Here is a 24,784-nt window from a genome sequence, read left to right on the forward strand (position 1 = left end):
AACGGAACGGGCAGGGAACCTTTCGAGGTTCCCTGCCCGTTCCTACGTATGGATCTATAGACTGCTGGAACAGCTAGATGGCGGCGACGCCGCGTTCGCCGGTCCGGACCCTGACCGCTTCGAAGACGTCCACGGTCCAGACCTTGCCATCGCCGGCGCGGCCAGTGTTGGAACTGGCGATGATGACGTCCAGGATGTCATCGGCCTGTTCGTCCGTGGCGAGGACTTCCACCCGGATCTTGGGCAGGAGGTCCACGTTGTATTCAGCACCGCGGTAGACCTCCGTGTAGCCGCGCTGGCGGCCGTAGCCGCTGGCCGCACTGACCGTCAGCCCCTGGACGCCGTAGGACTCCAGGCCTTCCCGGATGGCTTCGAGCTTCTCCGGGCGGACTATAGCTGTAATCAGTTTCATGCTTCCACGCTCTCCTTGCCGACTGCCGGCTCGGTCTTCTTGACGCCGGCAGCTTTGCCCTCTGTGGCCGATGCCTTGCCCGTGATCAGTTCGTGGAGCGGCTGGAAGCTCCCGCCCTGGCCGCCCACACCGAACTCGTAGGCAGTCTCAGCGTGCAGGCTGAGGTCAACACCAACAGCTTCCTGCTCCTGCGAAACGCGGAAGCCCATAGTCTTGTGGATGGCGAAGGCGATGATTGCCGTAAGGACTGCGGAGTAGGCAATGGCGATACCGGCTGCAGCGAGCTGGGCCCAGAGCTGAGTCAGGCCGCCGCCGTAGAAGAGGCCGCCGCCCACACCGTCGGCGGGGAGGGCGATGAAGCCCAGGGCAACCGTTCCGATGATGCCGGAGACCAAGTGCACGCCCACAACATCGAGGGAGTCATCGAAGCCCCAGCGGAACTTGAGGCCGACGGCCAGGGCCGAGGCGACACCGGCGATGACGCCGAGGCCGAGGGCGCCCACCGGGCTGACGTTGGCGCAGGCAGGGGTGATGGCAACCAGGCCGGCAACCACACCGGAGGCAGCACCAAGGGAGGTGGGGTGGCCGTCGCGGATACGTTCGGTTACGAGCCAGCCGAGCATTGCGGCGGCCGGGGCTGCGAGGGTGTTGACCCAGATCAGGCCGCCCTGCTCAGCAGTGGTGGCCGCGCCCCCGTTGAAGCCGAACCAGCCGAACCACAGGATGGCTGCACCGAGCATCACGAACGGGATGTTGTGCGGGCGGTGGTTGGGGTCCTTGCCGAAGCCGCGGCGGTTGCCGATGATCAGGACGAGTACGAGGGCTGCCACACCGGCGTTGATGTGGACCACGGTGCCGCCGGCGAAGTCGATGGCCGGGCCGAGGGCCTGGCCAATGGCGCCTTCGGGGCCGAAGAGGCCGCCGCCCCAGACCATGTAGGCCAGGGGGCAGTAGACGAGGGTGACCCACACGGGGACGAAGACGGTCCAGGCGCCGAACTTGGCGCGGTCTGCGATCGCGCCACTGATGAGGGCGACGGTGATGATGGCGAAGGTGGCGGCGTAGCCGACCTTGATGAGCCCGTCCGGGGTGGTGATGCCTTCAAGGCCGAAGGTGGCGAACGGGTTCCCGACGATCTGCAGGAATCCTTCGCCGGAGCTCATCGAAGCGCCCCAGAGGACCCAGACCACGCCGACCATGCCGATGGAGATGAAGCTCATCATCATCATGTTCAGTGCAGCTTTGGCGCGCGTCATGCCGCCGTAGAAAAATGCCAGACCTGGTGTCATGAACAGCACGAGTGCTGCTGCCACCATGAGCCATACGTGACCTGCGGTAAGTTCCATGGTGCACGTCCTCCCTATGATCGATGCTGCGGAATGCTCCGCCTTACTAACGCCTTTTGCGTCCTGTATCGAGTCTGTCGCTGCCGTGTTTCGCCCGCAGAGGATTTACATTGCCGGCTTGTTACAACAACCTCCCGGAAGTAAATGGTGCATATCTGGCTTGTTACGGTTATGTTTCACCACTGCCGCCGACCCTCGGCTGCCTACTTTGCAAGGAAACCGCCCCATGACGGCACCATCTCGCGTGAGCCGCGCCACAATGCGGATTTTGTCCGTTATCCGCCCGCAGAGGCCCGCGCTTCCGCGCGACATCAAGGTGATGCTCGCTGCGGCGTTCCTGATTGCCCTCGGGTTTGGGCTGGTGGCGCCGGTCCTGCCCCAGTTCGCCACCACTTTCGACGTCGGGGCGACGGCCGCCGCCGTGATCGTGAGCATCTTCGCCTTTATGCGGCTGGTGTTCGCGCCGGCGGGCGGGGCCTTGATTGCCCGATGGGGCGAGCGGCCGATCTACGTGGCAGGGCTGCTGATTGTTGCGGTCTCAACCGCGGCGTGCGCCTTTGCCCAGGACTATTGGCAGCTCCTGGTCTTCCGGGGGCTTGGCGGTGTGGGCTCGGTGATGTTCACGGTGGCGTCGATGGCCCTTGTGGTGCGGTTGGCGCCGCCGGAAAGCCGGGGCAGGGTATCCGGCGCTTACGCGTCCGCGTTCCTGATCGGCAGCGTCCTGGGCCCGGTGGTGGGCGGGCTGCTGGCCGGGTTCGGCTTGCGGGTACCGTTCCTTTGTTACGCGGCCGCGCTGATCCTTGCTGCCGCGGTGGTGCAGACCCAGCTCAGCCACGCGCCGTCCGCGGCCCGGTCCACAGTGGGCCGCGCCCCTGACATGCCGTTCATCGAGGCCTGGCGAGTCGGTGCGTACCGCTCGGCGCTGATGTCCAGCTTCGCCAACGGCTGGGCCACGTTCGGTGTGCGGATGGCCACCGTCCCGCTGTTTGCTGTTGCCGCGCTCGGCGCCGGTCCGGAGGCCGCAGGCCTGGCGCTGGCCGTCTTTGCTGCCGGCAATGCCGCAGCGCTGACGTTCTCCGGCCGGCTGGCGGACAGCCTGGGCAGGCGTCCGCTGATGGTCGTTGGGCTCCTGGTCGCCGGGCTCGCCACGGCCGCCATCGGCTTCACGTCCCACCTGGGTTGGTTCCTGGCCGCGTCGGTTGTGGCCGGGGCGGGGTCCGGCCTGCTGGGACCCGCCCAGCAGGCCGCCGTCGCGGACGTCATCGGCAATGAGCGGTCCGGCGGGCGGGTCCTGGCCGCGTACCAGATGACCTCAGACGTTGGTGCCATTGCGGGACCGGTGCTGGTGGGCATCCTGGCGGACCGGCTGGGGTACGGCTGGGCCTTCGGCGTTACCGGCGCTGTGCTGGTGCTCGCGGCCGCCTGCTGGATCCCCGTCCGCGAAAGTTCTGCGCGGGCTGGAACTGACCCCCAAGGCCCGTCCCGGTAGCCGACACTTCACAAGCATTGGTTAGGCTTGGCCCTAAGCCACCCAAACGTTGGAGAAACCCGCATGTCCCATTCTGATCCCTTACCCCCCGATCTTCCTGCACAGGAGAGACGCGGCCGTGACAAGCGCGGCTTCCGGAAGTGGTGGCCGTTTGCGCTGATTGCCATTGTCGTTGTTGCTGCTCTGGTACTGGCCACGCAACTGTTCCGACCGGATGCTTCCGCTCAGGTCGTTGCAGAGCCAACCTCTTCCGCGACCCCCACCCCCACAAAGGCCCTCCCACCGGCGCCGGCCGTGACCATGTACCAGCAGGCCGGACCGCCAGCCGGCTCGCCTCTGACTCCCGTTGAGCCGCTCCGCGTGAAAGTGGCATCCGAGAAGACCGGGACTTCCCTGCCCCAGGGCATTGTGGGCCTTTCCCTCGAAGCCACTGATCTCGCCGACCCCAACCTCAATGGTGGCAACGCTGAGATGGTCGGGCTCCTCCAGGGCCTGGGCAAGCCTCTCGTCCGGTTCGGCGGAAGCTCGGTGGACAGGCGCATGTTCTGGACATCAACCGGGGAGCGGATTCCCTCGAACCTGACCGGCGACAAACCCCGCCCCGTCCGGGCTGTCACCCCCGCCGACTTGCAGCGTGTCAACACGCTTCTGGAAGCTGCAGACGCCACAGTGGGTTTGACCGTGGACCTGGGCAACTATGACCCCGCCAGGGCTGCCGACATGGCCAAGTACGCTTCCGAAATCTTCAAGACGCGGTTGGTCAGCATCACCGTAGGCAACGAGCCGAACGGTTTCCCCACAAGCGGTGTCCGGCCTTCGAGCTGGGGTCTGAAGGATTTCACGGCCGAGCTCCAGGAATATGCCAAGGCAATTCATGCGGTAGCTCCCAATGTTCCCCTGTTGGGTCCCGGAGCGTATGCAGAGTCCTGGTGGCAGCCCTTTGCGGATACCGAGGTTCCGCAGAAGAAAATACTGTCGCTGCACCACTACCCGCTGACGAGCTGCGACGCGAAGGATCCGCAGAGCGCACCCACCATGGCTAACCTGCTGACGGCGAACATGCATGATCGCACGTTGGCTTACCAGCAGGAAGCTTTCAAGGTTGCCCGCCCGGCAGGCCTCGAGGTATGGATCCCCGAGACGGGAATCTCGGCCTGCGATGGTGCGAACCCCACAAGCAGGACCCACGCCTCTGCCCTGTGGAGTGTCGACTACGTCCTTGCCTCCGCACAGAACGGAATCCAGCGGTTGGGATTCCACAGCTCAATGTTGACCTGCAAGGGCGGACCTCCCCTGTCATCCATTTGCTCGGGCGGAGCCTACCTCAAGCCGGACGGCACTATGTTTGAACGTGCATCGTACTTCGGGCTCTCGATGGCAGCGTCGCTGGGATCCGGCGATTTCCTGAAGCTGGATCAACAGGGTGGTGGACTGACTTACGCCTACGCTCTCCAACAGGCAGACGGCAGCACCAGCGTAGTAATCGTGAACGAGAACGACCCGAAGGTTAACGCGCAGTTGGATGTTTCACTGACGCTTCCGGGCCGGGCCCTCACGGGGACCATGACACAGTTGACCGGCCCGAGCTATGACGCACAGGACGCCACGACGATCGACGCCGGGCAGACGACGCCGACTCCGTTGGCGGACCGGGCCACTGTAGAGGGCTTCAGCTACGGGTCTGAGACTCAGACCTTAAAGCTGACCGCGGGGACCGCAACGGTCCTGAATTTTAAGTACTAAGGCAACGAGGGGTGAGATCCCGCCACTAAAGCTTCGGCTTTGCGGCGGGATCTCACCCCTCGTTGTTTAAACCCAGTGTTCGGGAGACCCGCTCCCTAGTTCAGCAGGGCGTCAACGAAGCTCTCGACTTCAAACGGGGCCAGGTCATCGGCGCCTTCGCCAAGACCGATCAGCTTAACCGGCACACCGAGTGATTTCTGGATGGCCACCACGATGCCGCCCTTGGCGGTCCCGTCCAGCTTGGTCAGGACAATGCCGGTGATGTTTACAACCTCGGCGAAGACGCGGGCCTGGTTCAGGCCGTTCTGGCCGGTGGTGGCGTCCAGAACCAGCAGAACCTCGTCGACTTCCGCCAGCTTCTCGATGACGCGCTTGACCTTGCCGAGTTCGTCCATCAGGCCGGTCTTGTTCTGCAGCCGGCCGGCGGTGTCGATCATAACAACGTCGACTTCCTGCTCAATGCCGGCCTTGACCGCCTCATAGGCGACGGACGCTGGGTCTGCGCCGTCGACGTCGGACTTCACCGTGGGTACACCCACACGCTGGCCCCACGTGGCCAACTGCTCGGCGGCCGCGGCGCGGAAGGTGTCCGCCGCGCCGAGCAGCACGTCCTTGTCCTCGGCAACAAGCACGCGGGCGAGCTTGCCCACGGTGGTGGTTTTTCCCACACCGTTGACGCCCACCACCAGCACGATGGCCGGCTTGTCCGCGTGCCTGTCGGTGCGCAGCGCGCGGTCCATGGTGGGGTCCACCAACTTGATCAGTTCCTCGCGGAGCAGGGCCTTGACCTGCTCGGGGGTCCTGGTGCCGAGTATCTTCACGCGCTCGCGGAGGGCGTCTACCAGCTGCATGGTGGGTTCGGTGCCGAGGTCGGCCAGAAGGAGGGTCTCCTCCACTTCATCCCAGACGTTCTCGTCGATCTTGTCGCTGGAGAGTAACGCAAGCAGGCTCTTGCCGAGGATGTTGTTCGACCGGACCAGACGCTCGCGGAGGCGGGTCAGGCGGCCGGCAACGGGGAGGGGGGTCTCAACCTGGATGGTTTCCAGGCCGGCCACGTCATCAGGAACATCGGTAACTTCAAGGTCGTCGAGGTCGACGCCGGCGGGGGCGTTGCGCTCGGCCGGAACCACGGGCGAATCCTCGAGCAGTGTTCCCCCGCCGGTGACGGGGTCATTGGCGTCGCGGGTCCCGGGGTACTGGGTGATGTTCTTCCGCGTCTTCAACAGGACCGGGATCAGCCCGCCAATAACCGCCAGGGCAGCAACAATGGACAGAATAATGGGGAGGATGTCATTCACTCCCCTAGCTTCTCACAAACGTGGCAGGCCTTAGGGGCGGCCACCTGCGCGGACGCTATACGTCGGCGCCCAGCCGCTGGCTGATGACGGTGGACACGCCGTCGCCGCGCATGGTGACGCCGTACAGCGCATCAGCCACTTCCATAGTCCGTTTCTGGTGGGTGATCACAATCAGCTGGCTGGACTCCCGGAGCTCTTCGAAGATGGTGATGAGCCGGCCGAGGTTGGTGTCATCAAGGGCCGCTTCAACCTCGTCCATGACATAGAACGGCGAGGGGCGGGCTTTGAATATGGCCACCAAAAGGGCGACGGCGGTGAGTGACCGTTCGCCTCCTGACAACAGTGAGAGCCGCTTGATTTTCTTGCCGGCAGGTCTCGCTTCGACTTCGATTCCGGTGGTGAGCATGTCCGAAGGGTCCGTGAGGACCAGCCGGCCTTCGCCGCCGGGAAAGAGGCGTTCAAAGACGTGGACGAACTGGTCCCGGGTGTCTTCAAAGGCTTCGGTGAAGACACGCTGGACCCGGTCATCCACCTCCTTGATGATGTCCAGCAGGTCCTTGCGGCTGGATTTCAGGTCCTCCAGCTGGGTGCTGAGGAACTGGTGCCGTTCCTCCAGGGCGGCGAACTCCTCCAGTGCCAGCGGGTTGACCTTTCCCAGGGCTGACAGGTCCCTTTCGGCCTTACGGAGGCGTTTCTCCTGCTCCTCCCTGACAAAGGGCCTGCCTTCAGGGACCGGTGTGCCGTCGTCGTTAACGGGGGTCCGCAGGGCCGCCCATTTGTCGCCGCTTTCCTCTGCGGGGACGGGCACGGGAACGTCCGGGCCGAAGTCCGCCACAAGGACGTCGGGGGTGATCCCGAGTTCCTCGATGGAACGTGTTTCCAGGGCTTCAATCCGTGCCCGCTGCTGCGTGCGGGCCAGTTCGTCGCGGTGAACCGAGTCCGTCAGTTCCGCCAGTTCGCGGGTCAGGGTGTCATTGGATGTCCGGGTCTCAAGCAGTGCGCGGTCCCGCTCTTCCCGGTTCTCTTCGGCAAGGTCTCGTTCCTGCCTGGCCAGCTCAACAGACACGTCGATGAACCGGATGGCCAGCTCCACCGCAGCGGAGACAGCGGCCGCCCGCTGGGCCTGGATCCGACGGCGCCGCGCGCGTTCGGCGGCCTCTTCACGTGCCCGGCGTTCGGTGGCCGCGGCACGTTCCAGCGACAAAGCCCTGTTGCGGGTGGCCGTCAGCTGCTCTTCCGTGCTGCGGAGCGAGAGCCTCGCGTCCATCTCCGCGGACCTGGCCAACGATGCCGCCAAGGCGAGGGCATCACGCTGTTCGGTAGAGGGTTCGTCTTCGACTGGCGCCTCCTGTGCCGCAGCAAGGCGCGCCGCAACGGCGGCGAGCGCCTGCTCCTCTGCCACAACATTGGCCTCCGCCCTTGCCAGCGACGTGGCCAGTCTGTCGCTTTCGCCGACGGCGCTGCGCAGGATGGAGTTCAGGTGGCCGAGTTTTTCGGCCACGGCCGCGAGCCGGGCGTCGGAATCGTGCAGTCGGTCCAGGGCAGCCTCTGCCCTCGTCCGGGCTTCGGCACGCCGAACCTCCGCGCCGGCCAGTGCGAACCTGTTCCGTTCCAGATCCGCGGTGACAACAGCCAGCCTGGCCTCGGCGTCGTCCACGGCGGCCTGCACCTCCAGCAGGGACGGCGCCTTCGCCGAGCCGCCGGTGACCGTGAGGGCGGTGAACACGTCGCCGGCACGGGTCACGGCTGTCAGGTCCGGGCGTTTGGCGACCAGCAGCGCCGCGCCCTCCAGGTCTTCAACAACTGCCACCCCGGTCAGGAGCGCGGCCACCGCGGTGTCGGGCCCGCAACTGGCGGATGCCAGGGCCACAGCCCAGCGTGCGCCCGCCGGCAAGGGTGTGTCCGGGCCGGAGGTTGCGTCCCCTGTAGGCACAGCAGACGCCAGCAGCAGGGAGGCACGCCCCGCATCGTCGTCCTTCAGGAGCTGCACCACGACGGCGGCCACGCCAGGATCCCGGACCACGATCGCTTCGGCGGCCCCGCCCAGTGCCGCGGCAACCGCAGCCTCATAACCCGGCTGAATAGTGAGGCTCGAGGCAAGCGTTCCCACAATGCCATCCAGCCCGGAGTTGAGGGCATGCGCCGCGCCGTCCTTGCGGTTAAGGCCGAGCTGCAGCGCATCCCGACGGGCCACAAGGGCGTCACGTTCGCGGACAGCCTCTCCCCCCACGGAAGTCAGCTCGGCAATCTCGTGGACGACGGCGTCGAGCTGTGCGCTGGCGTCCTCGTAGTCGGCGTCGAGGCTTTCCTCCCCTTCTTCCACCCCCGCCACCTGGGTTTCAAGGGCGGTGAACTCGGACTGCGTCCGGCGGCGGCGTTCCTGTCCGGCGGCGAGTGACTCCCGCAGCCGGCCCAGCTCGGCCTGCGCGGATTCAACCCGTGATCTTGCCGCACCCACCTGTCCGGCCAGCTTCGCCAGACCCTCGCGGCGGTCGGCGGCGGCCCGGAGGACGGCGGTGAGCCTTTTCTCCTCCGCGGACGCCTCGAGTTCGGCCCCGTTCTTCGCCGCCGTTGCTGAGTCCAGCGCGCTGCGCCGGTCCATAATGTGGCGCTCCAGCTCCGTCAGCTCATCCCGGACCCGCACAGCCTGCCGTTCCAGCTGTTCAGGATCCCTGCCCGAGTACGGTTCTGCATCAGCGGCACCCAGCAGCCGGCCGCGTTCCTGGGCCAGCGACCCCAGGGAACGAAGCCGTTCCCTGGAAGCGGAGAGCCGGTACCAGTTATCGCGCGCGGCGTTGAGCTTTGGTGTGGCCTCGGCTGCGAGCTGTTCCACGGCTGCCTGTTGCCGGCGCCCCGCCTCCAGCTGCTGCTCCACTACCGCGCGGCGGGCCTTCAGTGCCGTTTCATCGGCCACATCCTGCTCGAGTGAATTCTGTTGCTCGACGAGGTCGTCGGCCAACAGCCGGGCGCGTGCATCGCGCACGTCGAATTGGACCCATTGGGCGCGGCGCGCCACATCGGCCTGTTTGCCGAGTGGCGTGAGCTGGCGCCTGATCTCCCCGGTCAGGTCGCTCAGCCGCTGCAGGTTCGCCTGCATGGCTTCAAGCTTGCGGACGGTCTTTTCCTTGCGGCGGCGGTGCTTGAGGATCCCGCCCGCCTCCTCGATGAAGCCGCGGCGGTCCTCCGGCGTGGCATGCAGGACCTTGTCCAGCTGACCCTGGCCCACGATGACATGCATTTCCCGCCCCATGCCGGAATCAGAGAGCAGTTCCTGGATGTCGAGGAGGCGGCAGCTGGCACCGTTAATAGCGTATTCAGAGCCCCCGGTGCGGAAGAGAGTCCGCGAGATGGTGACCTCGCTGTACTCGATGGGGAGAGCGCCGTCGGTGTTGTCGATGGTCAGGGAGACATGGGCCCGGCCCAGCGGTGGCCGGCCGGACGTCCCCGCAAAAATGACGTCCTCCATTTTGCCACCGCGGAGCGTTTTGGCTCCCTGCTCCCCCATCACCCAGGAGAGGGCGTCCACCACGTTGGACTTGCCCGAACCGTTCGGCCCCACCACCGCCGTTACGCCCGGCTCAAAATCGAAGGTTGTGGCCGATGCAAACGACTTGAACCCACGGACGGTAAGGCTTTTGAGGTGCAAGGTGTTTCTGTTCTCCTGAGTGGCTGAAGCTGCGGCTTTGCTGCCCCAAATCTACTGCGTCATGGCGGAAATCCGCGGATTTGCGGCCCATCTGCTGTGACAGCTACTGCCGGACCACCGCCGGAGACCAGGCATGCTCGATGAAGAGCGAGGGCTGCGCCGCCGGATCTATGGACAGTGACCAAATATCGCTGTCCTGGCCGGAATCCTCCCGCGGAAGGCCGTAGACAACTGTACTGGCGTCGAGCCACTCAAGCTGGTCGTCGATGTCGCGTTGTTCCGCAAGGACAGTTTCCGTTCCCGCGGCAATGTCCAGCACTGCGATGTTGCGGTGTCCCACGAGCGTTCCGGTGACACTCTTTTTGTAGGCGATCCGGGTTCCGTCCGGTGAGACCGAGGGACACTCGATGCCCGTTGCGGTCACTGTCAGGGTCCGGTCCTTCAGGCTCCCCCGTACAAGCCATATTTTCCCCTGGGAGGAGGCCGTGGCGTAAAACGCATCGGGCTGGCCGGGAACGAAGGTTACACCCCAGACGTTGCGGTCCGATGCCTTGATCTGCGTTCCGCCCGAAATGAGTGCGAATTCTTCGAGGTTGCCGTGGATGGTGCCGTCCCGCCCACGGACCACTGTCTCCGTGGAAAACCCTGCGCTGGCGTATGAGTGCCCGGAAACGAACACGGTGCTTGCCAGCAGTGACCCGTCGGCGCTGATGCGGGTGCGGCTGGGAATTCCTGCCAGCGGCCACGATTCGACCGCGTCCAGGGAGTCGTCGTACGTGGTCGCCTCAAAATTCGTGGGGATCTCATTCCTGGTGCGCAGGCAGCTGACCAGGCCACGCACCGCGTAGACGCGGTCACACGCGTGTCCGCTGAGGGCCCGCTGGCCGGCGGGGTCAGACAGCAGGACTGTGGCGGCCTCCCCGAAGCCCTGGCCCGGCGCCGTATTCCTGAACATCACAAAGGGTGCAGAGGGAAGGGATTGGGCGGCGACGGTTTCAACGGACGACGGCGCCGCCTGGCTGCTTCTGGCCGACTGGAACGCCGAGACGGCGTAGGCTGCCGTCCCCGCCGCAACCAGAACCGCCACGGCGAGCAGGACAAGCCACCGTGCCCAGCCGCGGCTCACGCTGTCCTTGTCCACCGGCGGACTCCGCCCATCAGGACCGTGCCAGTGACGAGTGCTGCGGCCAGAAGCCCAGCCACGCAGATCATGGCTGTCACCGGTCCGAGCAGGAACCACAGCACGCCGAATCCGGCGGCAGCAAGCATTCGCGTCAGGGCAACTACAGTCTGCGCGGTACCAAGCGCCGTTGCCACGTTTGATGCCGGTGACAGCTGGCTGACGATTGCGGAGAGGACCCCATCGGTGGCGGCGTAGAAAATTCCCAGCAGGAGCAGGCACCCGAGGGTGGCGCCGAGGCCGCCGAAGGGCAGGGCGGCAAGGACGTAGCAGGCCAGCAGCGCCAGGTGTCCGCTCAGGAAAACCGGAATGCGTCCCCACCGGTCAGCCAGTTTCCCCAGCGGGATGGCGAACAGGAGGAAGACTACGTTCGTTCCCACGTATAGCAGCGGAAACCACTGCACGGCGAAGGAACCCTTGTCCTGAAGGATCAGGTAGACAAAACCGTCTCCGATGGTAAGGATGCCAAGCAGGCCAGCGGTCACCAGGAGCCGTGCCAGTCCGTGCTTCTTCACGGTGGCCCATCGCAGCTGCGACCACCGAAAACCCGGACGGCTCTCACGCGGCGGCGCACCGGGGCTCCGCCCGCGGCCCGGGACCATCAGCACCAGCACGGCCACGCCGAGTACCGAGAAAGCCAGTGACACCATAAATACGGTGCTGAAACCGTTCGGGATCAACACCAGCACCAGGAAGGCGAGCAGCGGCCCGGTGGCGGCACCGATGCTGTCCAGCATGCGGTGAACGCCGAATGAGCGTGCAAGGTAGTCCGGCTGCGCGGCGCCGGAGATCAAAGCGTCACGGGGCGCCGTCCGGATGCCCTTTCCGATTCTGTCCCCGGTGACGACGCCGGCGATTGCCCAGAACCCTCCTGCAAACAGGAATCCAATCCGGGCGGCCGCGGAAAGACCGTAACCGGCCACGGCAATGCGCTTGGGCTGTCCTGTGCGGTCCGAGACCCAGCCTGCGGCGATCCGCACCACCGCACTGGCTCCCTGGTTGATGCCGTCTATGATTCCGAAAGCGATGGTGGACAGGCCCAGGAAGCCCGTGACGTAAAGCGGAAGTATGGCAGCCACGGACTCGGAGGAAATGTCCGTCATCATGCTGACGATGCCGAGCCAGATGATCACCGGGGACAGCCGGAACGCCGTAGCGGCAACAGCGGGCGTGACTGACTGCGGGTCCTTCTGGCCGCCGGTGCGGTCCGACATCGAAAGGTACAAAGGCTTGCCTGGTTCCTACTCAGGGACGGGGCACGGAGAGCCGCCCGCAGGCGCCGAACCGTATTATGGCCTCAGTCTGCCAACGGAATCCACATTGCGGAACCGCAGAATCCGCACACTTTCCCTTTGGGCTACCAGCGGCCGTTGCGCGGTCGCGGCTGACAGACCGGGCAGGAGTATGAGGATCGGTTCATGAACTGCTCACGGCGGATCGTGGAGTTAATTCCGACGGCGGCACAACGGCTGCAGGGTTTGCCTTCCCGCCCGTAGGCGCTCAAGGAGCGGTCGAAGTAACCAGAGGCCCCGTTGACGTTGACGTACAACGCATCGAAGCTGGTGCCACCTGCCGCCAGAGCGTCCAGCATGACCTCGCGCGCGCTGGCGATGAGCCGTTCCGCGTCGCCGCGCCGCAACGTATCGGTGGGCCTGGCGTAGTGCAGCTTCGCCCGCCACAGGGCCTCATCGGCATAGATGTTGCCAATTCCTGAGACCAGTCCCTGGTCCAACAGCGCACGCTTGAGGCCCGTCTTGCGCTTCCGCAGCCTGCTGTAAAAAAGGTCAAAGGAAAATGCCGGGTCAAGCGGGTCCCGGGCGATGTGGGACGCTTCCTCGGCGATCAGCGCCACGGGAGATTCCGCTTGGCCACCAGGTCCGCCGTCATCCGTGGGAACCATGCCAGTGACGAACAAACCGCCGAAAATCCGCTGGTCAACAAACCGAAGCTGTTCAGGCATTCCGGCCACGGGACTCAGGCGCAGCCTGACCTTGAGGTGTTTCTCGTCCGGCACCTCGCCGTCCTGCATCAGGAGCTGGCCGCTCATCCCGAGGTGGGCCATCAGTGCAACAGGCGGTGCGCCGGCGGACTCCGCAGCCTCGCTCAGCGGCATCCACAGGAATTTTCCCCGGCGCACAACGTCCACAACCGTGGTGCCTTGGAGGTTGCCCCTGAAGTCCTCAGTGCCCATGGCATGCCGGCGGACGGAGCGCGGGTCCAGCACGTCTACCGCAGTGATGGTTCGGCCGCGGACCCAACTCACCAGTCCGCGGCGGACCACTTCAACTTCAGGCAGTTCCGGCACGGCTCAGCCTAGACGCTGCGGGAAGACTCTGGAGGCGCGCCCTCCGCTGCAGGGGCAGCGACCGCGCCCGCGGTTCCGGAGAGCTGACGCCAGGCGTCCGCGGCAGCTTCCTGTTCCGCTTCCTTCTTCGAGTGGCCTGATCCGTTGCCGTACGGTTTGCCACCAATGTTCAGGACAGCTGTGAAGGTTCGGGCGTGATCCGGCCCGGCACCCTCAACGGCGTAGTAGATAGTGCCCATCTGCCTGCTGGCTGCCAGTTCCTGGATGCTGGTTTTCCAGTCGGTGCCGGCGCCGAGGGCGGCAGCATCCTTCAGGAGCGGGCCAATGAGGCGCATCACCAGCTGACGGGCAGTCTCGATGTCGTTGGACACGTAGGTGGCACCAATGAGTGCTTCCATGGTGTCCGCCAGGATGGAGGCCTTGTTCTTGCCCTCGGTGAGCTTTTCGCCCTGCCCCAGGTAGATGTAGTCTCCGATGCCGAGGCTTCGGCCGATGCCGGCGAGGGCGCGTGTGCTGACCACCGCAGAGCGGCGTTTGGCGAGGTCGCCTTCTGGCAGGGTGGGGTTGTCCCGGTACAGGGCATCGGTCACGGAGAAGCCCAGAATTGAGTCGCCCAGGAATTCGAGCCGCTCATTGGTGGGGATGCCGCCGTTTTCGTAGGCGTAGGAACGGTGTGTGAGAGCAAGACGAAGCGTCCCGGCGTCAATGGAGACACCGAGACGCTTCAGAAGCTCTTCAGTTGAAGACATCATGTCAGCCCAAGCGGCCGATTAGACGTCTGCGACCTTGCGGCCCTTGTACTCAAGGAACAACGCAGTGCCAGCCGAGTCGGTGACGACCTTCGCCTGGTGCGGCAGGCTGTAAGTAACCTGGCCGTTCTCTACGGTCTTCACCAGGTGGGGGGCAGTTGCCTTCCACTGGGAGCGGCGGGCGCGGGTATTCGAGCGAGACATTTTCCGCTTCGGGACAGCCACGGCTAACTCATTTCTCTCTAGAAAAACACTTACAAATCAGTTTTGCCGGTCAGGCTTAGCCAAGTCAGCTAGGGCAGCCCAGCGAGGATCTACGACCTCGTGGTGGTGCCCCGGCTCGTCTTCCAGGCGTACTCCGCATTCGGAGCAAAGGCCCTGGCAGTCTTCCCGGCACACCGGCTGGAACGGCAGCATGGTTACAACTGCGTCCCGCAACACCGGCTCAAGATCGATTAGATCGTACTCGATTCGATATTGCTCTTCTTCGTCTTCTCCGTCGGAGAACGTAGCGCCCTCGTAGAAGAAAAGTTCTTGCACATTGACCTCAAGGTCATACGCAAGGGGATCCAGGCATCGGCCGCATTCGCCTTTAACTTCGGCGACCGCGGTTCCTGATACCAGAATTCCTTCGTGTACGGCCTCAAGCCTCAGATCCAGCTCGATATCCGAGCCTTCCTGAACGCCAATGAGTGCCACACCAAGATCACTTGGTGCGGGTACATGTTCTTTCAGTGTCCGCATGCTTCCCGGGCTGCGCCCGATATCCTTGACGTCGAACGCCAAGGGCGAACTAGCATCTCGTTTAATGAGAACTCCTGTTGAACATATGACCGACGTACCATCTTAGCCTGAAGAACCGCAGAGACTCAAACCAGGCCTGCGAACCGCAAGGCAGCGGACGTCGAAGTACCGGACTAGCCTACCCTCTTGGCGGCTGATCGGGCGCAGACCCGCCCGCGAGCAACCTTTTATGTACCGACCGGGGCACATAGTCGGACACACTGCCGCCCAGACCGGCCACTTCTTTGATCAGGGTGGATGACAAATGCAGGTAGTGCGCCTCGGCCGGCAGGAACACCGTTTCGACGCCGCTGAGCTGGCGGTTCATTGTGGCCATCGGAAGTTCGTAATCGAAGTCCGAGGATGAGCGGAGACCTTTGACGATCGCGGACACCCCGCGCTGGCGGCAGTACTCGGCCAACAGACCGTCGCCCACGGGTTCCACCACAATGCCTTTGAGGGACGCCAGCGTTTCGCGCGCCATGTCCAGGCGGTCCCCCAGGCTGAACATGTACTTCTTCGCATAATTGGTCGAAACCGCCACGATCACCTCGTCGAAGAGGCCGGCGGCACGGGCGATGACCTCGAGATGGCCGTTGTGAATGGGGTCAAAGGATCCAGGGCAGACAGCGCGTCTCATGCACCGAACCTACCGCATGGGACGGCCGGGATACCATGACTGGATGCATCCACCACGGGACGTTTCCATGCCCACTGCGCCTGCCCCGTGGCAGCGCACCGCAGCAGGCGCCAATCTGCTGGGACCTGCCGGCCAACTCGGCGTCACGATCTTCGAAGAGATGACCACGCTGGCGTCGCAGACCGGCGCCATCAACCTCGGGCAGGGCTTTCCTGACGAGGACGGACCGCTGGAAATCAAGGCGGCCGCGATGGCCGCCATCGAGGCCGGGGCCAACCAGTATGCACCCGGCAAGGGCATCTTCGAACTGCGTGAGGCCGTGGCTGCGCACCAGGAGCGTTTCTACGGGCTGACTCCGGACCCTCAAACGGAGGTCATCATCAGCACCGGTGCCACCGAAGGGATCGCCGCAACGTTGCTGGCGTTCGTCGGCCCCGGTGATGAGGTGCTGACGTTCGAACCCTTTTATGACTCGTACGGCGCCGTCATCGGCCTGTCCGGCGCCACCCACGTCACGGCCCCGCTGCTGGCTCCCGACTTTTACCCGGACATGACGGCCCTGGAAGCGGCCTTCACCGACCGCACCAGGGTGGTGTTGTTAAATAATCCGCACAACCCCACCGGCGCCGTCTTCCCCCGGCATGTCCTTCAGCGCGTCGTCGAACTTGCCACAGAGCATGACTGCCTCATCATCACCGATGAGGTGTACGAGCACCTCACCTTCGGTGTCAGGCACATTCCTGTCGCCACCCTGCCGGGTGCAGCTGAGCGGACCATCACTATCTCCTCCGCCGGAAAGACCTTCTCCTTCACCGGCTGGAAGATCGGCTGGCTGACCGGCCCGGAACACCTGGTGGCGGCCGTCCGCACGGTCAAGCAGTTCCTGACTTACAGCTCCGGTACACCGTTCCAGTCGGCCATTGCGACAGGGCTCGCGCTGCCGGACGAGTTTTACCAGGGCGTTTCGGCCACTCTCCAGAAGAAGCGGGACATCCTCAGCGAAGGCCTCCGCGCCGCAGGATTCGATGTTTACACGCCGCAGGGAACCTATTTCGTCAACGTGGACACCGCACCCCTTGGCATCAGCGACTCCGTGGACCTGGCCCGAAGGCTACCCGGACTGGTGGGAGTGGCTGCCATTCCCGTCCCCGTCTTCTGCCACCCGGCGGGCGCGGAACGGACACGGAGCCTGCTCCGGTTCGCGTTCTGCAAGAAAGTGGAGCTCCTCGAGGAGGCCGCCGCCAGGCTGGCGACCCTCAGCGGAAAGCTCTGATGGCGGACCCCGGCGGCACACGGTCCACGCGGTTCCTGCGGACCACTGGACAGCACGCCTCCATCGAGGCCGATGCTTTCACCGACGGCGGCTACGTGCTGAGCATTGGCGGGGCCGAGCAGTCCCACGTTAATCTGGCGCATCCTGAGGAGATCTTCTACGAGTACCTGCGGCGGATCGGCCATCTGGTGGACCTCGCCGCTCCCGAAGGCCAGCCGATCACAGCCCTGCATCTTGGGGCCGGGGCTTTGACCCTGGCCCGTTATGTGCAGGCGACGAGGCCCGGATCCGTCCAGTATGCGGTGGAGCTGGAACGAGAGCTCCTCGACTTTGTCCTACAGCAACTCCCGCTGCCTGGCGGAACCCAACTTCATACCGTCATCGGGGATGCCCGTGACGCCCTGGCGGACCTGGACCCGGAACTTCAGTTCGACGTCGTGATCCTGGACATCTTCTCCGGACCGGAAGCCCCCGCCCACATCGCCTGCCAGGAGTTCTACCGGGAGGCCAGTGCACGCCTTGCCCAGGACGGATTGCTGATCGTCAACGTGGGCGATGAACCTGGACTGACCCTGGTGCGTAGCCAGGCCGCCGCCATGCGCCGCGCCATGACCGACGTGGCGGCGTTCGCCGAAACCGGGATGTTCGCAGGCCGCTACCCCGGCAACATCATCCTCGCCGGAACAAAGACCCCGTGGCCCGAAGCCTGGACAGCCGAACTGACGGCACGTGGCCCGCACCCTGCGAAGGTTCTCGCCGGCGTGGACCTGGATGGCCTCGCCGGCTGAATCTCAGTCCTCCGGAAGCACCGAGGGCTCCGCGAACCAGAGCCGCGTTTCGCCGTACTTCTTCTCTGCGAACCGTTCCAGGCCGGCCGGCCAGAACGGCTCCGGTGAACGCGTGGACCGCTCCACCACTATAACGGCCGCCGGAGCCAGATGAGCTTCGAGTTTGCCCAGCACCGCCGACAGGGCAGGGTCATCCAGCGGATACGGCGGGTCCAGGAACACCAGGTCCCAGCTGGCCGTCTCCGCCGTGCGTTCAAGGAAGGACTCCACCTTGGACCGGTGGACGGTCACTGCCTTGCGGCCCAGCACGCCATTAATCAGGTCCGCATTGCGTTGGCACACGGAACTGGCCTTGGCATCGAATTCCACGAGGTCAACGGCCTCAGCGCCCCGGCTGCCGCTCTCCACGCCCAACGATCCGGACCCTGCGTACAGGTCCAGGACCCGGGCCCCGGCAATGATCCCGAAGGCGTCGAGCCGGGAGAAGAGCGCTTCCTTAACACGGTCGGTGGTGGGCCTGGTGAGGGAGCCGGGAACGCTGACCAAGGTGGTCCCGCCTGCGGCGCCCGCGATGATGCGGCTCAAGGCCGCCTCCTATCCGCGCTCAAGGAACGCCTCCTTCTCGGGGTTCAAATACTCGTCAATGGCCTCCGCCAGCCGCGGATGTCGAGCCAGGGCCGGATCTCCGCCCACAATTTCCTGGGCGTCCTGGCGCGCCTGCGCAATGATGTCCTCATGCTCCAGCACGCGCAGCAGTTTCAGGGTGGAGCGGCCACCAGACTGGGACGCGCCCAGGATGTCGCCTTCGCGGCGCAGCTTCAAGTCCTCCTGCGACAGTGCGAAGCCGTCGGTGGTTGCCGCCACGGCATCCAGCCGACGCCGGCTCGGGTGTCCGCGTTCCAGGCTGGTGACCAGCAGACACGTTCCGGGAAGCCCACCGCGTCCTACACGGCCGCGCAGCTGGTGCAGCTGGGAAATGCCGAAGCGGTCGGCGTCGAGGATCACCATCAGCGTTGCGTTATGGACGTCGACCCCGACTTCGATGACGGTGGTGGACACCAGCAGCTTGGTTCGGTTGGCAGTGAAGTCTGCCATCGCCGCGGTCTTCGCGGCAGGGTCCAGGCGGCCGTGCATGGGCCCCAGCGGCACGCCGGCAAGGGCCGGCTCCTGCTGGAGATGTTCGACGACGGCGGTCACGGACGCGAGTTCCCGCGCGGCGCCGTCACCCGCCAGGTCAGCCGCGGAAGGTTCCGCTTCCCCCGTACTGAAGTCGCCGTCGTCGTCCGTTCCGATCCTGGGGCACACCACATACACCTGGTGCCCGGCGTCGATCTCCTCACGGGAACGTGACCAGATGCGGTCTGCCCAACCGGGGTTCTCGGCGAGGCCCACAACATGAGTGGAAATCGGTGCCCGGCCGGCGGGGAGTTCGTCCAGGACAGAGGTCTCGAGGTCGCCGAAGACCGTCATGGCCACGGTGCGTGGAATGGGGGTGGCCGTCATGACCAGCAGGTGCGGCGGCTTGTTGGCCTTCGACCTGAGCACGTCCCGCTGCTCCACGCCGAACCGGTGCTGTTCGTCCACCACGATCAGGCCAAGGTCGTAGAACGCAACATTGTCGCTGAGCAGCGCGTGCGTGCCGATCACGATCCCGGCCGCACCGGATGCGGCGTCCAGCATGGCCCGTTTCCGGGCAGCGGTGGGCATGGAACCCGTGAGGAGAGTGACCTGCACGGCCCCTTCGGCCAGGCTGCCCAGCAGCCCGTCCGGGGACAGCATGGGGTCGCGGGACAGGGAGCCCAGGGTCCGCCGGATGGAATCGAAGTGCTGGGCGGCGAGGACCTCGGTGGGCGCAAGGAGCGCCGCCTGCCCGCCGGCATCCACCACCTGCAACATGGCCCGCAGCGCCACGATGGTCTTGCCCGAGCCGACCTCGCCCTGCAGCAGCCGGTTCATGGGGCTGTCCTGCGCCAGCTCAGTGGCGAGCGTTTTTCCGACGGCGGCCTGGCCGGCGGTGAGCGTGAAGGGTAGCTGGCTGTCGAAGGCCGTCAGCAGCCCGTTGACCGCCGGGCGCCGCGCCGTGGCTTCCTCGGCGGCAAGCTGGGCACGGCGCCGTGCCAGTGCCGCCTGCAGGACAAGGGCCTCCTGGTAGCGCAACCGCTCCTGCGCCTTCTTCCAGTCAGCGGGCGATTCGGGCATGTGTATGAGCCGGTAGGCCTCGGCCACCGGCAGGAAGTTCTCCCGCACGGCGACCGACTCCGGTAACGGATCCGGCAGGGCGTCAAGATCCACGGTTTCCAGGAGCGTGGAGATGACTTTCTGAATCGACCAGCTGGTGAGTTTTGCGGTGGCCGGATACACCGGGATCGGCATGGCGGCGAGCTTTTCGGGGTCCATGGCCGGCATGTCCGGGTCCTCGTCAAGGAGGTGGAAGTCCGGGTTGGTCAGGCCCAATGACGGGCCGTACCTGGTCACTTTCCCGGAGAACATCACGCGCCGGCCGGGCAGGAGCTGGGCTTGGGCCCGGTAGCCGCTAAAGAAGGTGATCTTGAGCGTGCCGTGCCCGCTGCCCGGGCCCACGGCCGCAAGGCGCGGACGGCCATGGGAGGCGGCGTCGTCAGTAATCACGACGTCGGTGATGGAACCGCGGCGGGTATGCATCTTGCGGGTGCTGTTGGAGAGCACCCGCGCAATGAGGGTGACCTCCTCGTCCACCGGAAGCTCGCTGATGGGTGTCAGTTCGCCGCGGTTCAGGTAGCGGCGGGGGAAGTAATTCAGCAGGCCGCCCACTGTGGCGATGCCCAGGTGCTTCTCAATGGCCGACGCTGACCGTTTTCCGATCAGGCGTTCCAGGCCCAGGTCGAGTTCAGCGCTCATGCCCACTGGAGTTCACCGGAGCTGGTTCGGGATCCCGGGGCATGGCTAGTTCGCTGACCGAAATGTCGCTGGGTTCGCCGAGGGAACGGATCAGCGCGACCGCGGGTGCGGCGTCGGGGACGTGGACGTGGACCCGCCACCGGTAGCTCCCCTCAGCATCGGCCAGGCTGTCCACCTGGCTCATGATGACGGACTCGCCGATTTCGTCGAGCCGCTGGCGCAGCGTGGCGGCGCTGAGCGGCGAAAGGCTGATGGTGCACATAACCTCGACTCCGTCGTCTACCGGCATGTCAGCGTGGATATGGGGGTCCTGGACGTCATAGCCGTGCAGCCCGTCGAGGAGTTCGCCCTGCAATCCTTCGCCCAGGACGGCGGAACGGAGGCAGTCGAGGATGAGCAGCATGCCGACGCCCCCGGCATCGACCACATGCGCGGCTTCAAGGGCGGCCAGCTGGCTCTCGGTGCTGACTACTGCTTTCAACGCACCGTTGACGGCAGCATCCAGGGCCTTTCCCAGGGCCAGGTTGCTGTCATCGCCGTTGTGGCCGGCGTCCACCGCCGCGGCGGCCCGGGCTGCGGCTTCCATGACGGAAAGCATGGTGCCCGGTACGGGATCGCTCAACGCGGACCAGGCACGGATCTGGGCACGGTTCAATGCGGCGGCCAGGAGGGTAGACGTTAGGCGGGTATGACCGGCCAGGGGCTCGGCCGCGGCGCAGAGGAAAACCGCGAAGAGGGTTCCGGAGTTACCGCGGGCCTGCTCCATCGCGGCCCGGCCGGCGCGCGCCAGCACTGCTCCGACGTCAGTCTGGCCGGCGTCAGCGGCGGCTGCCGCGTACTGGCCTGCCGGGTCACTGTGCAGGGCCCGGGCGGCTGCCCGCACGGTTTGGTAAAGGTTCGTGCCGGTGTCACCGTCCGCCACGGGGAAGATGTTGATGGCGTTCAGACGGTCGCTGTGGTTGGCAATGGCGGTTTCAGCCTTGTCCAACCACCGCTTCATCGCTTGCGCGTTGGCGGCAACCTTAGTCTGCAAAGTGATCCCATCCCCCGGTGCCAGCGGCGTGGCCCGCAATTGTGACGCCCGGAAGTCTAGTGCTGCCCAGGGCTTGTACTGAGCCTATCGCAGTGAATCCGGCAGGCAGCTGAACGCCGGCCGGGAATGTGGCCAGCAGCCCGTGGTCCTCTCCCCCGCCCAGCACCCAGGCCATGGGGTCAGCCCTGAGAAGGTCCGACGCCGGTCGCAGGGCTTCCGCGAAAGGTTTCAGTGCGGCGGGGTCAAGGTCAAGGACCACGCCGCTGGCGGCGGCGAGGCGGCCGCCGTCGCGGACCAGACCGTCCGAGATGTCAAGCATGGCGGTGGCGCCTGCCCGCGCTGCGGCGGGCCCGGCTGCGAGGGGTGGCGTGGGCCTGCTCTGGCTGTCCATGAGCTGCCGCTGTTCAGCGCTGAGCGTGTCCGCCGGAACGGCGCTCTCGAGGAGGGCGAGTCCTGCGGCGGCCCGACCGACAGTTCCTGCCAGGGCGAGAGTGTCCCCGGGGCGGGCACCCGAGCGCAGCACCGGCGGGAGGCCGTCCAGGGTCCCGACGACGGCCACGGTCACCGCTATCTCCCGGCCGCGCCCCAGATCCCCGCCGGCAACGGAACAGTCAGCAGCGCCGAGCCCGATGATGCCGGCAGTCAGCCCTTCGGCGAAGCGTTCAACCCATTCGACGGGAGTGCCCGGCGGCATGGTCAGGCTGACCACCAGGGACGTGGCCCGGCCGCCCATGGCGTTGATGTCGCTGAGATTCTGCGCGGCGGATTTCCAGCCAACGTCATACCCCGTGGTCCGGTAACCGTTGTTCCACTCGAGGCGGAAGTCCTGGTCCTGGGTCTGGGTGTCGATGGAGATCAGGGTCCGGCCGTCCGGGGCCGACACCAGCGCGGCGTCATCCCCCGGACCCAGCAGGACGCTGGGGCTGTGGTTCAGGCGCGGGAAGATCCGGGACAGCAGCTCGGATTCGGACAATCCGGCGACGGTCTCGACATTTTCAGGAAGGGCATTTTCGGGCACGCCCCTACGCTACAGCGCGGCACCGACAACGACTTTCCGTCCTGCAATTTTCCCAGCCGGGGAGCCCGTGAAAGACTCGGAGGTGTGCGCTTTCCCTACCGCGCGGTGAAGGCCGCTACACGACGTGTCCTCGCCGTCGCCCTCATTGCCTTCCTGTTGTGGTTAATCGTGGCGTTCCAGCTCTTTGTCAACGTTGGCTCGTCGCCTGCACACAAGACCGACGCCGTGATCATGCTGGGAGGCGCCTCCAACGACCGGCTTCCCGCTGCCCGGAAGCTACAGGAGGAATGGGGAGGGCCGGTCCTCGTCCTGGCAAAGACCGGGTTGGTGGGTAACGTCGCTGCCGATGAAGTCTGCGACAACACCGTGCTCCCCAGCAGCGACCTGGTGTGTTTCACCCCCGACCCGGTGAACACCCGCGGCGAGGCTTTGGCCATTTCCCGGCTCATCGCCGTGAATCACTGGGAGTCAGTCACCGTCGTCACCTCCAATTACCACGTGACGCGGGCAGCCAAGCTGATCAGCCAATGCACGACGGCGGAAGTCCAGATGGTGGGTGCACGCGCAACCATGAACCCGGGCGAGTGGTTGTGGCGCTTCGTCGTCGAAACGGGCGGGCTCATTGACTCAACACTCCAGCCCGAATGCTGACGGCTACAACCGCCAAATGGGCCCAAAGGACCGCCGACACTAGACTCGAACCCAACATTCAGCCCGTAAGGAAGGAGCGCACAATGGACCCGGCCAATGAGCCCCTTCAGGGCGCACCACGCCACCTGCGCAGGCAACGGTTCTCCACCGCTGCAGCACAGCCCAGGCCCAAAGCTGGCCCTTCCACCGGGCAGGCCGCCGAAAGCGATGCCAAAAACCAGCCGAAAAATACGCCCGGCACCAGCCACCGGGCCAAACGCCGGATTGCCTTGGCGCTGTTCGTCGTCACCATTCTGACGGTGGCGGCCTTGATCATTGCGTTGCTGCTGTGGCAATAGGGCCGAGTGGGCGTCCCGGCAGCAGTATCCGCACAGCTTTCGAATCCAGATCCAAGGGGACACATATGCCTGTAGTTATGCCAATTTTCGGGACACGCCCGGAAGCCATCAAGATGGCACCCATTGTCACAGCACTGCAGGAGTCACCAATTCTGGAATGCTCGGTTGCGGTCACGGGGCAGCACCGGGAAATGCTCGACCAGGTCAACGTGCTGTTCGGCATTGAACCCGACCATGACCTAGACATCCTCCAGCACGGCCAGAGCCTGTCAGGGATCATGACCAGGACCATGGAAGGACTGGACAAGCTCTTCCAAGCCAACAGGCCGGACGCGGTGGTGGTGCAGGGTGACACCACAACGTCAACGGCAGCGGCCATAGCGGCGTTCTACCAAAGCATACCCGTGGTCCATGTAGAGGCCGGACTTCGCAGCGGCGACCTCTTCTCCCCCTTCCCGGAGGAGGGAAACCGCAAGCTCACCAGCCAGATCGCCAGCCTGCACCTTGCTCCCACCAGCATCAGTAAGGACAACCTCCTCGCCGAGGGCGTTACCGAAGGTGACATTGTGATTACGGGGAACTCCGTCATCGACGCGCTCCTGGCCACGGTGGGGAAACAGGTGGCTTTCGCCGATCCGCAGCTGGAGGGTGCCGCCGCGAGCGGCCACAGGATCCTACTGGTCACCACGCACCGGCGGGAGAACCAGGGCGATGCGATGCGGGGCATGGGGCGCGCGCTGGCCAGAATCGCAGACGCGGAGCCGGACCTGCTGATTGTCCTGCCTGTGCACAAGAATCCGGTAGTCCGCAACGCCGTCCTACCCGCCTTGGCGGGCAAGGCGAACGTGCTCGTCACTGAGCCGTTGGCGTACGGCGAGTTCACCCGGCTGCTTTCGCTTGCCCACATTGTCCTGACCGATTCCGGCGGCGTGCAGGAGGAAGCACCGAGTCTCGGCAAACCGGTGCTGGTGATGCGGGAAAACACAGAACGGCCGGAAGCCGTCACCGCCGGGACCGTTCTCCTGATCGGCACAGACGAGGACCGGATCGTCAAAGAAGTCGCTCTGCTCCTCCACCACGCGGGCCAGTACGAAGCAATGGCCAACGCCGTCAACCCTTACGGGGACGGGAAGGCCGCCGAGCGGACCGTCGCAGCCATTGCCGAGCTCCTTGGCGTGGGCCACCGGACCACGGAGTTCCGCGGGGCCGCATAAA

22 protein-coding genes are annotated in these 24,784 nt (G+C 65.3%); 7 read left to right on the forward strand and 15 right to left on the reverse strand.

The window, feature by feature from the left end; all coding sequences use genetic code 11:
- Window positions 1-73: 73 nt before the first annotated feature.
- Together ACZY1F_RS13925 and ACZY1F_RS13930 are read right to left on the reverse strand one after the other, a co-directional pair.
- Entirely contained in the window at window positions 74-412 is a 339-nt protein-coding gene (locus tag ACZY1F_RS13925) for a P-II family nitrogen regulator (RefSeq protein WP_056349123.1), read from the reverse strand.
- Window positions 409-1,758 (reverse strand): ammonium transporter, encoded by a 1,350-nt coding sequence (locus ACZY1F_RS13930; RefSeq protein ID WP_463942319.1) that lies wholly within the window; start codon window positions 1,756-1,758, stop codon window positions 409-411. Before ACZY1F_RS13930 ends, ACZY1F_RS13925 begins: the two co-directional genes overlap by 4 nt.
- 226 nt (window positions 1,759-1,984) lie before the next feature.
- On the opposite strand from ACZY1F_RS13930, the gene ACZY1F_RS13935 reads away from it, so the two are divergent.
- Both ACZY1F_RS13935 and ACZY1F_RS13940 read left to right on the forward strand, forming a co-directional pair.
- Entirely contained in the window at window positions 1,985-3,247 is a 1,263-nt protein-coding gene (locus ACZY1F_RS13935) for an MFS transporter (protein ID WP_463942320.1), read from the forward strand.
- Between the two features lie 300 nt (window positions 3,248-3,547).
- Window positions 3,548-4,990, forward strand: coding sequence for a hypothetical protein (locus tag ACZY1F_RS13940; RefSeq protein ID WP_463942599.1), 1,443 nt, complete (start codon window positions 3,548-3,550; stop codon window positions 4,988-4,990).
- Between the two features lie 95 nt (window positions 4,991-5,085).
- Here ACZY1F_RS13940 and ftsY read toward each other — a convergent pair whose 3' ends face one another.
- From ftsY to coaD, 9 genes are all read right to left on the reverse strand, one after another.
- Entirely contained in the window at window positions 5,086-6,288 is a 1,203-nt protein-coding gene (gene ftsY / locus ACZY1F_RS13945) for a signal recognition particle-docking protein FtsY (RefSeq protein ID WP_463942322.1), read from the reverse strand.
- A gap of 55 nt (window positions 6,289-6,343) precedes the next feature.
- Window positions 6,344-9,934 carry a chromosome segregation protein SMC gene (smc, locus tag ACZY1F_RS13950; protein WP_463942323.1) on the reverse strand — a complete coding sequence of 1,197 codons (3,591 nt, stop codon included), beginning with the start codon at window positions 9,932-9,934 and terminating at the stop codon, window positions 6,344-6,346.
- 103 nt (window positions 9,935-10,037) lie between these two features.
- Window positions 10,038-11,075, reverse strand: coding sequence for a TolB-like translocation protein (locus ACZY1F_RS13955; protein WP_463942324.1), 1,038 nt, complete (start codon window positions 11,073-11,075; stop codon window positions 10,038-10,040).
- Window positions 11,057-12,328 carry an MFS transporter gene (locus ACZY1F_RS13960; protein WP_463942326.1) on the reverse strand — a complete coding sequence of 424 codons (1,272 nt, stop codon included), beginning with the start codon at window positions 12,326-12,328 and terminating at the stop codon, window positions 11,057-11,059. Before ACZY1F_RS13960 ends, ACZY1F_RS13955 begins: the two co-directional genes overlap by 19 nt.
- A gap of 143 nt (window positions 12,329-12,471) precedes the next feature.
- Window positions 12,472-13,419: a bifunctional DNA-formamidopyrimidine glycosylase/DNA-(apurinic or apyrimidinic site) lyase gene (gene mutM / locus ACZY1F_RS13965; RefSeq protein ID WP_463942328.1), complete on the reverse strand. Its 948-nt coding sequence runs from the start codon at window positions 13,417-13,419 to the stop codon at window positions 12,472-12,474.
- Between the two features lie 8 nt (window positions 13,420-13,427).
- Complete coding sequence (rnc, locus tag ACZY1F_RS13970; protein ID WP_463942601.1) at window positions 13,428-14,168, reverse strand: ribonuclease III; 741 nt, start codon at window positions 14,166-14,168, stop codon at window positions 13,428-13,430.
- A gap of 21 nt (window positions 14,169-14,189) precedes the next feature.
- Window positions 14,190-14,393, reverse strand: a complete 204-nt coding sequence (gene rpmF, locus ACZY1F_RS13975) for a 50S ribosomal protein L32 (protein WP_009356569.1) — start codon at window positions 14,391-14,393, stop codon at window positions 14,190-14,192.
- A gap of 36 nt (window positions 14,394-14,429) precedes the next feature.
- Window positions 14,430-14,954: a YceD family protein gene (locus tag ACZY1F_RS13980; RefSeq protein ID WP_463914971.1), complete on the reverse strand. Its 525-nt coding sequence runs from the start codon at window positions 14,952-14,954 to the stop codon at window positions 14,430-14,432.
- 136 nt (window positions 14,955-15,090) lie between these two features.
- Window positions 15,091-15,591 (reverse strand): pantetheine-phosphate adenylyltransferase, encoded by a 501-nt coding sequence (coaD, locus tag ACZY1F_RS13985; protein WP_058932102.1) that lies wholly within the window; start codon window positions 15,589-15,591, stop codon window positions 15,091-15,093.
- Window positions 15,592-15,634: 43 nt separating this feature from the next.
- Between coaD and ACZY1F_RS13990 the strand changes: the two genes are divergently transcribed.
- Window positions 15,635-16,864 carry an aminotransferase class I/II-fold pyridoxal phosphate-dependent enzyme gene (locus ACZY1F_RS13990; RefSeq protein ID WP_463942330.1) on the forward strand — a complete coding sequence of 410 codons (1,230 nt, stop codon included), beginning with the start codon at window positions 15,635-15,637 and terminating at the stop codon, window positions 16,862-16,864.
- Window positions 16,864-17,652: a spermidine synthase gene (locus tag ACZY1F_RS13995; RefSeq protein ID WP_463942331.1), complete on the forward strand. Its 789-nt coding sequence runs from the start codon at window positions 16,864-16,866 to the stop codon at window positions 17,650-17,652. The genes ACZY1F_RS13990 and ACZY1F_RS13995 overlap by 1 nt, the downstream gene beginning before the upstream one ends.
- Window positions 17,653-17,655: 3 nt before the next feature.
- On the opposite strand, the gene rsmD is transcribed toward ACZY1F_RS13995, so the two are convergent.
- Genes rsmD through ACZY1F_RS14015 form a run of 4 tightly spaced genes read right to left on the reverse strand, consistent with a single transcriptional unit; the run spans window position 17,656 to window position 22,580 of the window.
- Window positions 17,656-18,237, reverse strand: coding sequence for a 16S rRNA (guanine(966)-N(2))-methyltransferase RsmD (gene rsmD, locus ACZY1F_RS14000; protein ID WP_463942332.1), 582 nt, complete (start codon window positions 18,235-18,237; stop codon window positions 17,656-17,658).
- 9 nt (window positions 18,238-18,246) lie between these two features.
- Window positions 18,247-20,529: an ATP-dependent DNA helicase RecG gene (locus ACZY1F_RS14005; protein ID WP_463942334.1), complete on the reverse strand. Its 2,283-nt coding sequence runs from the start codon at window positions 20,527-20,529 to the stop codon at window positions 18,247-18,249.
- Window positions 20,519-21,529, reverse strand: coding sequence for a DAK2 domain-containing protein (locus tag ACZY1F_RS14010; RefSeq protein ID WP_463942603.1), 1,011 nt, complete (start codon window positions 21,527-21,529; stop codon window positions 20,519-20,521). Before ACZY1F_RS14010 ends, ACZY1F_RS14005 begins: the two co-directional genes overlap by 11 nt.
- 22 nt (window positions 21,530-21,551) lie before the next feature.
- On the reverse strand, window positions 21,552-22,580 hold the full coding sequence (locus ACZY1F_RS14015; RefSeq protein ID WP_463942336.1) for a thiamine-phosphate kinase: 1,029 nt from the start codon (window positions 22,578-22,580) through the stop codon (window positions 21,552-21,554).
- 84 nt (window positions 22,581-22,664) lie between these two features.
- Here ACZY1F_RS14015 and ACZY1F_RS14020 point away from each other — a divergent pair, with 84 nt between their 5' ends.
- From ACZY1F_RS14020 to wecB, 3 genes are all read left to right on the forward strand, one after another.
- Window positions 22,665-23,231, forward strand: coding sequence for a YdcF family protein (locus tag ACZY1F_RS14020; RefSeq protein ID WP_463942337.1), 567 nt, complete (start codon window positions 22,665-22,667; stop codon window positions 23,229-23,231).
- Between the two features lie 83 nt (window positions 23,232-23,314).
- Window positions 23,315-23,569 carry a hypothetical protein gene (locus tag ACZY1F_RS14025; protein ID WP_463942339.1) on the forward strand — a complete coding sequence of 85 codons (255 nt, stop codon included), beginning with the start codon at window positions 23,315-23,317 and terminating at the stop codon, window positions 23,567-23,569.
- 65 nt (window positions 23,570-23,634) lie between these two features.
- A complete protein-coding gene (wecB, locus tag ACZY1F_RS14030; protein ID WP_463942341.1) occupies window positions 23,635-24,783 on the forward strand; it encodes a non-hydrolyzing UDP-N-acetylglucosamine 2-epimerase in 1,149 nt (382 codons plus the stop codon).
- Window position 24,784 lies beyond the last annotated feature (1 nt).

This window comes from Pseudarthrobacter xylosi (assembly GCF_055412765.1).

Bases quoted from the DNA above. Each gene is read 5' to 3' on its own strand.
- ACZY1F_RS13995 (WP_463942331.1), top strand. From the start codon at position 16,864: ATGGCGGACCCCGGCGGCACACGGTCCACGCGGTTCCTGCGGACCACT.
- ACZY1F_RS13990 (WP_463942330.1), top strand. From the start codon at position 15,635: ATGCATCCACCACGGGACGTTTCCATGCCCACTGCGCCTGCCCCGTGG.
- coaD (WP_058932102.1), bottom strand. From the start codon at position 15,591: ATGAGACGCGCTGTCTGCCCTGGATCCTTTGACCCCATTCACAACGGC.
- wecB (WP_463942341.1), top strand. From the start codon at position 23,635: ATGCCTGTAGTTATGCCAATTTTCGGGACACGCCCGGAAGCCATCAAG.
- ACZY1F_RS14010 (WP_463942603.1), bottom strand. From the start codon at position 21,529: ATGAAGCGGTGGTTGGACAAGGCTGAAACCGCCATTGCCAACCACAGC.
- ACZY1F_RS13930 (WP_463942319.1), bottom strand. From the start codon at position 1,758: ATGGAACTTACCGCAGGTCACGTATGGCTCATGGTGGCAGCAGCACTC.
- ACZY1F_RS14005 (WP_463942334.1), bottom strand. From the start codon at position 20,529: ATGAGCGCTGAACTCGACCTGGGCCTGGAACGCCTGATCGGAAAACGG.
- ACZY1F_RS13925 (WP_056349123.1), bottom strand. From the start codon at position 412: ATGAAACTGATTACAGCTATAGTCCGCCCGGAGAAGCTCGAAGCCATC.
- ACZY1F_RS13940 (WP_463942599.1), top strand. From the start codon at position 3,548: ATGTACCAGCAGGCCGGACCGCCAGCCGGCTCGCCTCTGACTCCCGTT.
- ACZY1F_RS14025 (WP_463942339.1), top strand. From the start codon at position 23,315: ATGGACCCGGCCAATGAGCCCCTTCAGGGCGCACCACGCCACCTGCGC.
- ACZY1F_RS13960 (WP_463942326.1), bottom strand. From the start codon at position 12,328: ATGTCGGACCGCACCGGCGGCCAGAAGGACCCGCAGTCAGTCACGCCC.
- rnc (WP_463942601.1), bottom strand. From the start codon at position 14,168: ATGTCTTCAACTGAAGAGCTTCTGAAGCGTCTCGGTGTCTCCATTGAC.
- ACZY1F_RS13935 (WP_463942320.1), top strand. From the start codon at position 1,985: ATGACGGCACCATCTCGCGTGAGCCGCGCCACAATGCGGATTTTGTCC.